The following is a 12,796-nucleotide window of genomic DNA, read 5'->3' as shown; positions in this document are numbered from 1 at the left end:
CCGGCGTCAGGGCTGCGGCTGGGTGGGCGGCTGCGGCGCCGAATCACCCGTCGAGTCGCCGGCGTCGGCCGGTATGTGCTCGAGCACTCGCGTCAGGTAGGACTGGCGGCCGTTGGTGTCCGGCTGCTGCACGTCCGGCGCGGCGGGTTCCGTGATCGGTTCTCTGACGGGCGCTTTCGGCTGCGGCGTCAGCGGCGCGACGACCGGGGGCGGTGCCACAGCCTCGGCGACCTGCGGTGGCGGCGCATGTACCTCGTTCCGCGGGGCGGAGTTGCTGGCCGGAGCCAGCTGAAGGCCGACCGCGAGCGATATCGACGAGACGAAGGTGACCACCCCGGCGGCCAGGGTGGTCACAGCCCCGGTGTACGGCAGCTTCCGCGGTGCCGTGGGCGTGGTGACCGGTTCCCCGGGGTGCACGACCAGTTGGTCGTCGGTGAACTCGGTGCTTCGGGCCGCGGTGAGCGCCGCGCCCCGCGCGATGGTCACTTGCGCCATCGTCTGCACGAAAACTGGTACGGGCAGCGTATTTTCGAGATGCCAGGAGAAGCCGTCGATGTCGTTGTGCGCGCCTACGACGACAACGCCGCCCGGCTGCCACCCGTTGCGGTCGAACATGCCGGTCAGCCATCGAGTCAGCCCGTCGAAGCCGCCGCGCACCTGCTTGGTAGCCGTTTGCGTTTCGCCGCCGTGGGTGTCGACCATGACGACGGTCGTCGAGTCGGGTTCGAGGATGCAGACCGCGGTCTGCTGGTAGCCGATCACCGGTGCGATGGCCTGTGCCAGTGTCTCGACGGCCTCGAGTTGGCGGACGGGCACGACGTTGTCGAAGCCCGCGTCGGTCAACGATTCGAGCAGCAGGGCGGCCTGCGCGCATGCGTCGTCGCTCCAGGTGACCCCGATGACCCGCAGCCGGTGGTCGCTCGCAGCCGCCTGCGCTTCCACCCGCGCGATCTCGTCCGCCACCTGCTCCGCAGTACCGACGGCGCGCGCACCGCGGCCGACGTGCAGCGCCAGCTCCTGATGATCCAGGATGGTGCCGTCCGCGCCGTGCCCCTCAGCGAGCACCCACCCCATAGCGGTCGGCGTCACTGATAGCCCAAGTACCGTGTCCAAACTCATGCCCCAATCGGCCCCGGACCTCCGACACCCTCAGCCGCACCCACGCGCACCAGAAAACCCTGGTGAGGTGGTTCGTGAGAGCCGGAACGGACCGAGATAACGTGGTCTCCATCGGCTTGCTTCGTGAGAGCCTACGCGGTCGACAGAAGTCCGGCCGCCCCGGTTCACCATCACCGGTCAATCTGCCGGACGACAACCACCGCATGACGTCGACAAGGCGCGCAGGTCAGAGAACAGCCGTCGGCGCCGGAAACGTCGCGTTCTTCTCGCGGCGATAAACGTCGCGGGGAAACCGAATCGGCGTTTTCGGCGGCGGTTGGACGTCGCGGAGCGGCCCGCCGTCCGGGGCGGGCCGAAAACGGGCGCTTTGTCCATTGGGGCGCACCCGGCGCCCGGCCCCGCTGCCAGGCGTTTCGGGCCATCCGGTGGTGACGGCGGGCCGCCGGGAACGTCGCAGCGCCGTTATCCCGGGCGTGAAATTGCTGCGGGAAAAGCGATACCAAACTGAGATGTCCCCGCGTCCCGATCGACATTCGGCCTATTCGCACGGTAAATTCCTGCCTGAGACGACGATCACACCGACAAGGGGCACGTATGACAGATCTGAGCGAGAAGGTCCGGGCCTGGGGGCGCCGGCTTTTAGTCGGTGCAGCAGCGGCTGTCACCCTGCCTGGCCTGATCGGTCTTGCCGGCGGCGCGCCGACCGCGGGAGCGTTCTCCCGCCCGGGCCTGCCCGTCGAATATCTGCAGGTGCCGTCGGCGGGGATGGGGCGCAACATCAAGGTCCAATTCCAGAGCGGCGGCAACGGCTCCCCCGCGGTGTACCTGCTGGACGGCTTGCGCGCCCAGGACGACTACAACGGCTGGGACATCAACACCCCCGCGTTCGAGTGGTACTACCAGTCGGGCCTGTCAATCGTCATGCCCGTCGGTGGCCAGTCCAGCTTCTACAGCGACTGGTACAGCCCGGCCTGCGGCAAGGCCGGCTGCTCGACCTATAAATGGGAGACCTTCCTGACCAGTGAGCTCCCGCAGTACCTGGCCTCCAACAAGAGCGTCAAGTCCACGGGCAGCGCCGCGGTCGGCATCTCGATGGCCGGTTCGTCGGCGCTCATCCTGGCCGCCTACCACCCGAACCAGTTCATCTACGCGGGTTCGCTGTCGGCCCTGATGGACCCCTCGCAGGGCATGGGGCCCTCCCTGATCGGCCTCGCGATGGGCGACGCCGGCGGCTACAAGGCGAGCGACATGTGGGGCCCGTCGAGCGACCCCGCGTGGCAGCGCAACGACCCCTCACTGCAGATCCCCAAGCTGGTGGGCAACAACACCCGACTCTGGATCTACTGCGGTAACGGCACACCGTCGGAGCTGGGCGGGGCCAATATGCCCGCCGAGTTCCTGGAGAACTTCGTACGCAGCAGCAACCTGAAGTTCCAGGACGCCTACAACGCTGCCGGCGGCCACAACGCGGTGTTCAACTTCAACGCCAACGGCACGCACAGCTGGGAGTACTGGGGAGCGCAGCTCAACGCCATGAAGCCGGACCTGCAGGGCACCCTGGGTGCCACTCCCGGCGGCGGCGGATAGCCTCACCTGTCCCGAGATCGCTACTGCGCCCGACGACGACGCCGTCGGGCGCAGTAGCACGTCATGGCCCTCTGTGGCCGGCCGTTCAACTCGTCCTGGGGAACTGGTCGGTGACATCGGTCCATGCCGCCGCGTCCCGGCGGTGGTCGTTCATGTTGCGGCACTCACCGTAGACGCGCAGGACGCCCAGACGGGGTTCGTCGTCGTGGCGGTAAACGATCACCGTGACCGCGTCCTTGGTGAGCGTCTTGGCGAAGGCGTGGTTGTTGGGGGGCAGGCCCTCGGCCCAGCCGTGCTGGGCCAGCGTCGCCGCAATGCGGGCGAAGTAGGTGTCGGCGGGTGCCCCCGCGGGCAGCGAGAAGGTCAGGTATATCGAGCCTTGATACGGCGGGTCGTCGCGGTCTTTGCAGGACATCAGTGAGTAGCCGGCCGACGACGTCTGCAGGCCCGTCGTGCTGACCACGTTCTGGGCCGACTGGACGGCCTGAGCCCGCGACTGCTCGTCGTTCACCGGGCTGGCGGGATGCTCGAGCGCGTCGGCGGGCGTCGAATGGAGGCGATCGATGAGCAGGAACGCCGCACCCAGCAGCAAGGGGATCGCCAGCGCAAGGGCGAGCAGCGCGCGAATTCGCTTCGAGCGCAACGATTTCCCGCGCTTGCCACCGACCCGGCGCGGGCCGCGGCTGTCCATTGGCGACGACATCAGCAATTCAGGCTAACTCGAAAAGGTCCGGGTAGCGGGGCTGCCGCAGAATCATGGTCATGGCCAACCGCCGCACCGCTCTCGTTGCCCGCTGCTGCGGCGGCATGCTCGCCGGGCTGGCGATCCTGGCGGCGCCGCCGGCGAGAGCGGACGAGACGAGTTCACTCACCGGGCTGGTCGACGCCGCCGCGCAGCGCCTACGGATCGCCGAGCCGGTCGCCGCTTTCAAGTGGACCACCCACGGGGCCATCGAAGACCAGGGCCGCGCCCAGCTAGAGCTCGCGAAGATGGCCGCCCAGGCCTCGGTCCAGCAGATCGACGCCGATTACGTGACCCGGCTCTTCGCCGACCAGATCAGCGCGACCGAGGGGATCGAATACAGCCGGTTCGCGCAATGGAAGCTCGATCCCGGGTCCGCCCCGACCGAGGCGGCGGACCTGTCGGCGTCGCGGTCAGCGATCGACGACCTCAATCAAGTGATGCTGTCCCAGGTGGTGGCCCATTGGGACCTGCTGCATTCGCCGGCGTGCGCCGCGCAGCTCGACGCCGCCACGCGCGGCGTCGTCCGCGGGCGCCGGCTCGACGGCCTCTATCAACGGGCGCTGGCGTTAGCAACGCGGTCATATTGCCAGCAATAATTTAGTTTTTCCTCATCGGTTTCTAACATTTTCTTCCGGTTCCTTGATAAGGCCATTTCCGCAGATAGACGACATATCTCGCAGCATTTTCGAATGGGTAACGCTTTGGCCACAGCGGCCGAAATCCATGACATGAAAATTCTCTGCAAGCCTCTCGTCAAGTCCCTGGCGGTCGGCGGGTTCGTTGCAGCGTCGATAGCTTCGTCCACCGGTGTGGCCACCTCGGCCCCCACGCCCAACTGGGACGCGATCGCCCAGTGCGAGTCCGGTGGCAACTGGCACGCCAACACCGGAAACGGTGAATACGGTGGCCTCCAATTCAAACCGGGCACCTGGGAGCGATACGGCGGTGTCGGCAATCCCGCGGCTGCGTCCCGGGAGCAGCAAATCGCCGTCGCCAACCGGGTTTTCGCCGACCAAGGGGTCGAGGCGTGGCCGAAGTGCGGCACCGCCTCGGGCCTGCCGATCGGGTGGTACTCGCACCCCGCGCAGGGCATCAAGGAGATCATCAACGGGCTGATCCAGGCGGCGACCCCACACTGACGATCAACCGCCCTCGCGGTCTATGACCGAACGCGAAGCTGTGTTTGGATCAGGCCATGGAAGGTTCGGCCACCGTTCACATGGCGGCGTCTGCGGACAAGATCTGGGATCTGATCGCAAACGTCGGCAACATCGGACGGTTCTCCCCCGAGGTGTTTGAGGCCGAATGGCTGGGCGACGCGAACGGCCCGGCCCTCGGCGCCAAATTCCGCGGTCATGTGCGGCGTAACGAGATCGGGCCGGTGTATTGGACGACGTGCGAGGTCACCGCGTGTGAACCGGGCCGCGAATTCGGCTTTGCGGTGCTGCTCGGCGATCGGGCGGTCAACAACTGGCACTACCGATTGGCTCCCAGCGGTGGCGGCACGGACGTGACCGAGTCTTTCCGCCTCAACCCGGCGCCGTGGATCGGCCTCTACTGGCTGTTCGGTGGTTTTCTGCGCAAGCGGCGCAACGTCCGCGACATGACCAAAACCCTGAACCGCATCAAAGATGTGGTCGAGGCGGACTGACGCGCCGTGAAATCGGTCTTCATCACCGGCGCGGGCAGCGGCATGGGTCGGGAGGGCGCAAAGCTGTTCCACGCCAAGGGCTGGCGGGTCGGCGCCGTGGACCGCAACGACGACGGCCTGACCACCCTGCAACAAGAACTGGGTGGCGGCCGGCTGTGGACCCGCCGGGTTGACGTGACGGACAGGGCGGCGCTCGAGGGCGCCCTGGCCGACTTCTGCGCCGGCAACGGTGGCGGCGGCCTCGACATGATGTGGAACAACGCCGGGATCGGTGAATCCGGCTGGTTCGAGGACGTGCCATACGAGGCCGCCATGCGCGTGGTCGACATCAACTTCAAGGCGGTGCTCAGCGGCGCCTACGCATCGTTGCCGTACCTGAAGAAGGCCCCGGGCAGCCTGATGTTCTCGACGTCGTCCTCGTCGGCGACGTACGGCATGCCCCGCCTGGCCGTGTATTCGTCGACCAAGCACGCGGTCAAGGGCTTGACCGAGGCGCTGAGCGTGGAATGGCACCGGCACGGGGTGCGGGTCGCCGACGTCCTGCCCGGCCTGATCGACACCGCAATCCTGACCACGACGACCAACCACTCGGACGGCGGCACGCCCATGACGGCGGAGGAACTGCGCGCCGCCGCGCCCAAGAAGGGCATGCTGCGGTTGATGCCGGCCAGCAGTGTGGCGGAAACGGCATGGCAGGCTTACCACAACCCGAAGCGGTTGCATTGGTACGTGCCCCGCAGCATCCGATTGATCGACTTGTTCAAGGGTCTGAGTCCGGAATTCGTACGACGCAGCATCGTCAAGTCGCTACCCGCGCTGATGCCGAAGCGGCAGTAAGGAGGTCGGCTGGTGCAAAATCGGTTGCTCACAGTCGTTTTGGCCCTGGTGGCGGTAGTCGTCAGCGTCGCCGGGTGCGGCGGTGCGCAGACGGTACCCCGAAAAGCGGCCCGCCTGACCATCGACGGCGCCACCCACACCACGCGCCCCCCGGCGTGCAGCCAGACCCAGCAGTACCGCACCATCGACATCAAGGACCGCGACGGCGGCGTCGAGGCGGTCGTGCTGACCAGTGGTTACCGGGTGATGCCCCAGTGGGTGAAGATCCGCAACGTCGACGGGTTCACCGGCAGCTTCTGGGAAGGCGGCGTGGGCGACGCGCACGCCGACGTCACCAACGACGCGTACACGATCACCGGCAGCGCCTACGGCATCAACAGCAGCAACCCCAACAAAACGGTGACGACAGAATTCAAGATCATCGCCGAGTGCTGACCCGGGCCGGGGCGTTCGGGCCTAGGCTCGGTGGCATCGATCGATGGAGGGGCCGGTGAAGGAACGACTGCACTGGTTGGCGATGCACGGGTTCATCCGGGGCGTCGCGACGCTCGGGGTCCGCCGGGGTGACTTGCACGCCAGGCTGATCGCCGATCCCGGGGTGGCCGAAAACCCGGCGCCCTTCTACGACGAGTTCCGGGCCGCGGGGCCGTTGGTCAAGGGCCGCGTCAGTTACCTCACGGCCGACCATGCGCTCGCCCATGAGTTGCTGCGCTCCGACGACTTCCGCGTGCTGGTGTTCGGCGCGAATCTGCCGCGGCCGTTGCGCTGGCTGGAGGGCCGCACCCGCGACGACCTGCTGCACCCGCTCCGCGCGCCGTCGCTGCTCGCCGTCGAGCCGCCAGACCACACCCGCTACCGCAAGACGGTCTCGGCGGTCTTCACCCCCCGGGCGGTCGCCGCATTGCGGGATCGGGTCGAGGACACCGCGGCCGAGCTGTTGGATTCGCTGGCCGCCGAGTCCGGCTCCTCCCAGGTCGTCGACATCGTCGGCCGGTATTGCTCGCAGCTTCCGGTCGCAATCATCAGCGACATCCTCGGCGTCCCAGAGCGGGAACGGCGGCGCGTCCTGGAATTCGGTGAACTCGCCGCACCGAGCCTGGACATCGGGCTGACGTGGCAGCAGTACCGCCGCGTGCAGCGCGGACTCGCCGGCTTCAGCTCGTGGCTCGCCGAGCACCTGAGCCAGTTACGGCGCGCCCCGACCGACAACTTGATGAGCCAGCTGATCCAGATAGCCGAAAGCGGCTCGGCAGAAACCTATTTGGACGCCAGCGAGCTCCAGGCGATCGCCGGGCTGGTGTTGGCGGCCGGCTTCGAGACCACGGTCAACCTGCTGGGCAACGGGATTCGCATGCTGCTGGACACTCCCGACCACCTCGACACATTGCGCCGACGGCCCGACCTGTGGCCCAATGCCGTTGAGGAGATACTGCGGCTGGAGTCGCCGGTGCAGCTGACGGCCCGGATGGCGCGGGGCGAGGTCGAACTGGCCGGCCAGCAGCTGCAGCGGGGCGACCTGGTGCTCGTCTATCTGGCCGCCGCCAACCGCGACCCATCCGTCTTCGACGAACCGCACCGCTTCGACATCGAAAGAGCCAATGCGGGAAGGCATCTCGCGTTCTCCGGAGGACGGCACTTCTGTTTGGGTGCGGCGCTGGCGCGCGCCGAGGGCGAAGTCGGGCTGCGGACCTTCTTCGAACGTTTTCCCCAGGTGCGCGCGGCTGGCGCGGGCAGCAGGCGCGACACACGCGTGCTGCGGGGCTGGTCGTCGCTGCCGGTGGCACTGGGGCCGGCGCGGTCGATGGCCCGCATCACCGGCTAGGGCTCCACTGGGCCGGCACCACCACCGCGCCACCGAAAAGCAAACAGCGCCAAAATGATCGCCGTCGGCAGGGCGCCCGCCGCGAAGATCGCCAACTGCCACGCCCACCCGATCGCCTTACCGGCCAGGCCTTCGCTGTGGATCACCTCGTCACCGGCCGCCGTCCTGGCCACACAACCGCGGTTCTTCGCCCACCACTCGTCATGCACCAGTCGGTAGCCGTGGCCGTCCACCCATTCGTGACACTCGTGGCTGGCGCCCCAAAATCCATAAGCGATCGCTCCGCAGATCCCGGCGAGGATCGCGCCGACGGCGAAGGCGATGAGGATCTTTGCCCGTCCGCTCATGGAATGCATCCTCCATGGTCCGGACGGTGTTGACACCCGTCCGGTTACCGAGTTTATTTGCGCTATGACAGACGTTTCTATGATTTCGGTCGAGGATGTCGTCCTCGGGCTGTGGCAGGCGCTCTCGCGGCGGGACTGGGAGGCGGTCAAGACGTTCCTGTCCGATGACTGCCTCTACGTCGACATGCCGGTTCCGGCGCTGTCGGCGCGCGGACCGGAAGACATCGTCAAGCGGCTCAAGATGGGCCTCGAGCCGCTGGCGGGCTACGAAAACCACGACGGCGTGCTGGTGTCCAACGGTTCCGACGTCATGTACGAGCATTCCGAGACGTGGACGTTCACGTCGGGCGAGCAGGGTGTGCTGAGATTCGTCACGGTCCACAAGGTCGCGGACGGCAAGATCACCGTCTGGAAAGACTATTGGGACATGAACAGTCTCGTCGCCTTCGCTCCCCCGAACCACTTCGAGAACCTCGCGAATGCGGACACCAGCTGGGTTTTCGATGCCACGGGGATGGTCTGACGCCCCTCCCGCGGCGTTGGCCATCCTGCGTCGGCTCTGCCCGCGCATCGGGCGACTGGTTGCTCATCAGAGCGCCGAAGTGATGCTCCTGGCCGGCACGGCGAAGCTGCGCGCCCGCCTCGACCGGCCCTTCGCTTCGTAAGAGCGGCGTCGATTGGACGCCGTGGGCTGCGCGATGACGGTACTCGAGACGGGTAACTGCGGCGCCAAAGCAGAGACTTCGGGTGCGGTCGTCTGACGACTTCAGGGCGGGCGCCTCAACCGACGCTGGTCGCACCAGATCACGCGATGCTTGCTGAATGGATAGGAAACCCTATCCCTAGAGGCAGACCAATCTGGCTTCCCGGCCATTCCGGAAGCAGTGCCTCGTCCATGACCATTTCCTTCATGAATTCGTCGTGAACCAGGCCACGACAAAGCACATGACCGAAGGAAGTCAACGAGGAGAATGCCATGACCGCCAGTAACATCCGCCCGTCGACAACCGTCGACCAGCAGAACCCTCTCCGGTCGGCGCTCTCCACGATCTTCCGGGTCGCCTTCATCGTGACAGTGACTCTGGGCACCTTGGCTGGGACCGGGCTGGTCCTGTGGCTGTTGAAAGCGCTCGCGGCGAGCAGGTACGGCGTCTACTTCGGGGTCTAGCCCGAAGTGATCTCGGCATCTTGAGGAGGTCCCATGTTGAAGTCGGACATCGCGGTTGTGCTCGCCCTGTGCGCCGCGCTGGCATCCGCGATCGGCGCGGTGAGCCGTCAACGGTCCGCGCATGAGGTCACCGACGAACCAGTCGGCCACTGGGAGTTGTTCCGCATGTCGTTGCGCGACTCCCGGTGGTGGCTTGGCGGCGGCGGAGCCGTTGCCAACTACAGCCTGCAAGCCGCCGCGCTGGAGCTCGGGTCGGTGATGTTGGTGACGGCGCTGCAGGTGACGGCGCTGCTCTTCGCCCTGCCGGTCAATGCGCGGCTGACCCATCAGCGGGTGACCCGCTGGCAGTGGATGTGGGCGACGGTCCTCGCCGTCGCTCTGGCGGTGGTCGTCACGGTTGGCGACCCGAAGGCCGGGCAGTCGCAGGGGTCGCTGACAACCTGGACTGTGGTGGCCCTGGTGTTGGGGCCGCTACTGGTCTGCTGTGTCCTGGGTGCGCGCATTTGGCCCGGTCCGCGTGCGGCTGTACTGCTGGCGGTGGTGGCCGGTTCGTCACTGGCCCTGTTCGCGGTGCTCACCAAAGCCGTTGTCGCGGCGGCCGGACATGGTTTCGCTGCGCTGCTGTGCGCGCCAGAGTTCTATGTCTGGATACTGGCGGCGTTGGCGGGGATGATCTTTCAGCAGTCATCGTTTCGCGCTGGTGCGCTGACCGCCTCAATGCCGTCGGTGACCGTGGCCAAACCAGCGGTGGCATCGGTTCTGGGCATCGTGGTGCTCGGCGAGACCCTCAACGCCGATGGCGTGGGCACGATCGTCCTGGCGTCGGCCGTGATAGTGGTGATTGTCGCGATAGTGGCGCTAGCCCGCGGCGAGGCCGATACGGCGGCGCTCAGTGGCGAACAAAACGCGGAGACCCCTGATCAGGCTACGGGGCCCGAGACGCTAACCCGGCCGCGCGAAACGTTCGGTCCGCCGTGCCATCGACACCTGTTCGTGGCGAGCGCAGCTGCTCGTGCCGCATGAGCGTTCCTACGCGCTGACGGTTCGGGAACCAGTTGCTGCCCGAACCACATTGGGCGACAACTAGGTTGAGCCGATCACCTGCGGCCTCATTCGGTTACGACTCGGCGAGTGTCTTGAGCCGCTTCAACGTCTCGGCGAGCGTGCGGCCCACCTGGCGCACGGCGATCCGGTCGGCGATGTAACCGAGCAGGCCGCCCGGCGCCTGGTACGACAGGCGAAACGTCACCTTCGTCCGCCCGTCGTGGGCGTCGCGCAGCCGGATTCGCCCCCGCAGGGTGATGCCGGTCAGGCCCACGAAGGCCAGGTCGCGGTCGTCGTCGAACTCGACCACCTCGATGAGGCCGCCCACGGGTACGGAGCCGATCTTCCAATGCACGGTGTAGCGCGCACCGACACCGGGGGGCTTGTCGTTCGACGACTCCCACCGCTCCAGGCTCGTCATGAACGACGGGTAGCAGTCGGGGTCGCTGACGATCTTCCACACCGCCGAGCGGGGAGCGTTGATGACGCAACGGCGTTCGACGCGCATCAGCCGAGCACCGGGAATCGCCGTTCGGCGGCCAGCCGGTCGACCCCGGCCTGCAGGCTGGCCATCACCTTGTCGTGCACCGCCTGGTCGTCACCGTCGACCTCGATCGGGTCCTGGACCTCGATCACGATCTTGGTCGGCAGCGGAATGTGGCCCGCCAGGTCGCTGATGTTGAGCCCCCAGGGCAGGGCCAGCGATATCGGGATGCTTTTCAGCCGGAGCAACCGGTCGGCCATCAGCAACTTGGCCAGCCACTGCCCGCGGTTGAGGAACAGCGCGCTCTCCTGGCCGCCGACGCTGGCGACGGGGACGATCGGCACCCCCGCCTCCCGGGCCAGCTTGACGTAGCCCATGCGCCCCCCGAAGTCGACCTTGTGGCGTTCCCACGAGGGCCGGAACACCTCGTAGTCGCCGCCGGGGTAGACGAGCAGCGCGGCGCCGGAATCCAATGCGAGGCGGGCATTCTCGGGGTTGGCCGCGACCGTGCCGAATTTGCGCAGCCAGCCCAGCGGCGGTGCTGACACGACGAGGTTATGGGCCAATTGGTAGAAGGGCCGCTCGACGCCGAAATAGGAGCAGAAGGCCAGCGTGAACACGAAGGTGTCGGGCGGCACGTTGCCGCCGCTGTGGTTGCCGACGAGCAACACCGGCCCCTCGGCCGGAATGCGATGCATGCCCCGCACGTCCGCCCGGAAGTAGAACGACGCCAGCAGCCACGTTCCGGGGAGCTGGTCGCGGATGTAGTCGGGGTCCCGCTGGTCGAGGTCGGCCTTGGGCACCCACGACACGACTTTGTCGCGGGCCCAATCCAAGACACCCCTCGCGGTCGGCATAACCGCCCGTATACCCCGGCGTCGCCGGGGGTCAAACGCCGTAGAGCCCGGCGGCGTTGTCGTGCGCGATCAGGTCGACCACCCGGATCGCGTCGCGCTCGCTCCAGTCGTCATCGGCCACGAAATCACGCAATACGCGATGAATTGCCTTGCGCCACAATGCCGCACCGAGGAAGTGGAGTTCCGCGGGGCCGAACCCGTCCGACGAATAGAGGATCTTGCCGAAGGGTGCCAGCTCCAGCAGCCGGGCGACGAACGCGGGCGCGCGCGCTCCGAGCTGGTTCACGCTCAACCCGCCGTCGACATAGACGCTGTTGAAGGCCTGCGCCAGGTAGCCGGCCTCACGCTCGTAGGGGTAGCAGTGCAACAACACGATCGGGGTGTCCCCCGACCGCCGCAGGAAGTCGAGTAACAGCAGCGGGTTGGTCTTGTGTAGGTCGCAGTCACGGTCGCCGAGTCCCACGTGGAACTGCAGGGGCTTGCCGAGCCGCAGCGCCCGATGCAACCCGAAGCGCAGCAACACCCGATCCTGTAACCGGGTACCGCCGCGGTCGCGCCACCGGCCGGCGGCCTCGGCGACCTGCCCGGCGGACGGTTCGCTCAGGTCCCCCTCAAACCCGCCCCGGTAGGCCAGGATCGACTTGGTGCCGACCGCCCTCGCCGCCTGCCGCTGCAGGATGTCGTCGAACGCCGCCGCGTAGTCGCCCGGCGTGCGCGCGGCCTCCTCGGCCACCTCCTCGAGGCGAACGACCTCGTGCGCGCGGCCGCCGGACAGTTCGGCGATGCCGGCCAGGCCCGCGGTGTCGGTGCCTATCCCGGTGTCCATCAGCCAATCGCTCACTCCCGCCGCCGGCAGGAACGTGCGGGCCAGTTCGGTCTCGCTGAGCCGGCTGCGGTGTTCCCAATAGGATTGGGGATCAACGTGTTTTGGGAGGCCCAGGACGGGCGCGCAGTGGGCGCGCACCGCAAAGCCGAGTTGTGAGTCGAAACCCGAGCCGACGATGGGTTCGGTGTTCGCCTCGTTGAGCGCGTTCTCGAACCGCCGCAGATCCCCCGCCGCCGACCAGCAACCGTGGACGTGTTGATCGATCAGCGTCACTTCGCCGATGTGTTGGGCCAGGGCGTCGGACGTCAT

Annotated in this window: 16 protein-coding genes; 10 read left to right on the top strand and 6 right to left on the bottom strand. The window is 67.1% G+C overall.

The genetic code is table 11. From position 1 onward, the window contains the following. Positions 1-6: 6 nt before the first annotated feature. Complete coding sequence (locus tag G6N37_RS07325; RefSeq protein WP_179961900.1) at positions 7-1,113, bottom strand: DUF7159 family protein; 1,107 nt, start codon at positions 1,111-1,113, stop codon at positions 7-9. 600 nt (positions 1,114-1,713) lie between these two features. Between G6N37_RS07325 and ag85B the strand changes: the two genes are divergently transcribed. Further along, positions 1,714-2,706, top strand: coding sequence for a diacylglycerol acyltransferase/mycolyltransferase Ag85B (gene ag85B, locus G6N37_RS07320; RefSeq protein WP_163678016.1), 993 nt, complete (start codon positions 1,714-1,716; stop codon positions 2,704-2,706). A gap of 85 nt (positions 2,707-2,791) precedes the next feature. On the opposite strand, the gene G6N37_RS07315 is transcribed toward ag85B, so the two are convergent. Further along, on the bottom strand, positions 2,792-3,409 hold the full coding sequence (locus G6N37_RS07315) for a hypothetical protein (protein WP_174813799.1): 618 nt from the start codon (positions 3,407-3,409) through the stop codon (positions 2,792-2,794). Positions 3,410-3,468: 59 nt separating this feature from the next. Here G6N37_RS07315 and G6N37_RS07310 point away from each other — a divergent pair, with 59 nt between their 5' ends. The 6 genes from G6N37_RS07310 (at position 3,469) to G6N37_RS07285 (ending at position 7,761) form a co-directional block, all read left to right on the top strand. Further along, positions 3,469-4,047, top strand: a complete 579-nt coding sequence (locus G6N37_RS07310; protein ID WP_163678013.1) for a chorismate mutase — start codon at positions 3,469-3,471, stop codon at positions 4,045-4,047. Between the two features lie 93 nt (positions 4,048-4,140). After that, positions 4,141-4,590: a resuscitation-promoting factor RpfC gene (gene rpfC, locus G6N37_RS07305; protein WP_232075341.1), complete on the top strand. Its 450-nt coding sequence runs from the start codon at positions 4,141-4,143 to the stop codon at positions 4,588-4,590. A 38-nt stretch (positions 4,591-4,628) separates the two neighbouring features. Further along, on the top strand, positions 4,629-5,102 hold the full coding sequence (locus tag G6N37_RS07300) for an SRPBCC family protein (protein ID WP_174813920.1): 474 nt from the start codon (positions 4,629-4,631) through the stop codon (positions 5,100-5,102). Positions 5,103-5,108: 6 nt separating this feature from the next. Continuing rightward, entirely contained in the window at positions 5,109-5,939 is an 831-nt protein-coding gene (locus G6N37_RS07295) for an SDR family oxidoreductase (RefSeq protein WP_163678007.1), read from the top strand. Between the two features lie 12 nt (positions 5,940-5,951). Beyond that, positions 5,952-6,374, top strand: coding sequence for a lipoprotein LpqH (locus tag G6N37_RS07290; protein WP_163678004.1), 423 nt, complete (start codon positions 5,952-5,954; stop codon positions 6,372-6,374). A 55-nt stretch (positions 6,375-6,429) separates the two neighbouring features. Beyond that, complete coding sequence (locus tag G6N37_RS07285) at positions 6,430-7,761, top strand: cytochrome P450 (protein ID WP_163678000.1); 1,332 nt, start codon at positions 6,430-6,432, stop codon at positions 7,759-7,761. Here G6N37_RS07285 and G6N37_RS07280 read toward each other — a convergent pair. Further along, positions 7,758-8,108 (bottom strand): hypothetical protein, encoded by a 351-nt coding sequence (locus tag G6N37_RS07280; RefSeq protein WP_163677996.1) that lies wholly within the window; start codon positions 8,106-8,108, stop codon positions 7,758-7,760. The genes G6N37_RS07285 and G6N37_RS07280 overlap by 4 nt on opposite strands. A gap of 79 nt (positions 8,109-8,187) precedes the next feature. On the opposite strand from G6N37_RS07280, the gene G6N37_RS07275 reads away from it, so the two are divergent. From G6N37_RS07275 to G6N37_RS07265, 3 genes are all read left to right on the top strand, one after another. Then, positions 8,188-8,631 (top strand): nuclear transport factor 2 family protein, encoded by a 444-nt coding sequence (locus G6N37_RS07275; protein WP_163684721.1) that lies wholly within the window; start codon positions 8,188-8,190, stop codon positions 8,629-8,631. Between the two features lie 453 nt (positions 8,632-9,084). After that, the gene (locus tag G6N37_RS07270; protein ID WP_163677993.1) at positions 9,085-9,276 is read left to right on the top strand and encodes a hypothetical protein; all 192 of its coding nucleotides are present in this window, start codon (positions 9,085-9,087) and stop codon (positions 9,274-9,276) included. A 33-nt stretch (positions 9,277-9,309) separates the two neighbouring features. Continuing rightward, positions 9,310-10,299 (top strand): DMT family transporter, encoded by a 990-nt coding sequence (locus tag G6N37_RS07265; RefSeq protein ID WP_167527368.1) that lies wholly within the window; start codon positions 9,310-9,312, stop codon positions 10,297-10,299. A 94-nt stretch (positions 10,300-10,393) separates the two neighbouring features. Here the strand turns inward: G6N37_RS07265 and G6N37_RS07260 are convergent, their stop codons facing one another. From G6N37_RS07260 to G6N37_RS07250, 3 genes are read right to left on the bottom strand one after another with little or no spacing between them, the layout of a single operon-like run. After that, positions 10,394-10,828, bottom strand: a complete 435-nt coding sequence (locus G6N37_RS07260; protein WP_163677990.1) for an SRPBCC family protein — start codon at positions 10,826-10,828, stop codon at positions 10,394-10,396. Then, positions 10,828-11,661: a lysophospholipid acyltransferase family protein gene (locus tag G6N37_RS07255; protein WP_163677986.1), complete on the bottom strand. Its 834-nt coding sequence runs from the start codon at positions 11,659-11,661 to the stop codon at positions 10,828-10,830. The genes G6N37_RS07260 and G6N37_RS07255 overlap by 1 nt, the downstream gene beginning before the upstream one ends. 31 nt (positions 11,662-11,692) lie before the next feature. After that, the gene (locus G6N37_RS07250) at positions 11,693-12,796 is read right to left on the bottom strand and encodes an amidohydrolase family protein (protein WP_163684719.1); all 1,104 of its coding nucleotides are present in this window, start codon (positions 12,794-12,796) and stop codon (positions 11,693-11,695) included.

The sequence above is a fragment of the Mycobacterium seoulense genome (assembly GCF_010731595.1).
GTDB classification, from domain to species: Bacteria; Actinomycetota; Actinomycetes; order Mycobacteriales; family Mycobacteriaceae; genus Mycobacterium; species Mycobacterium seoulense.
Note: the sequence above shows the minus strand (reverse complement) of the source record. Positions and strands in the feature narration are given on the sequence as shown.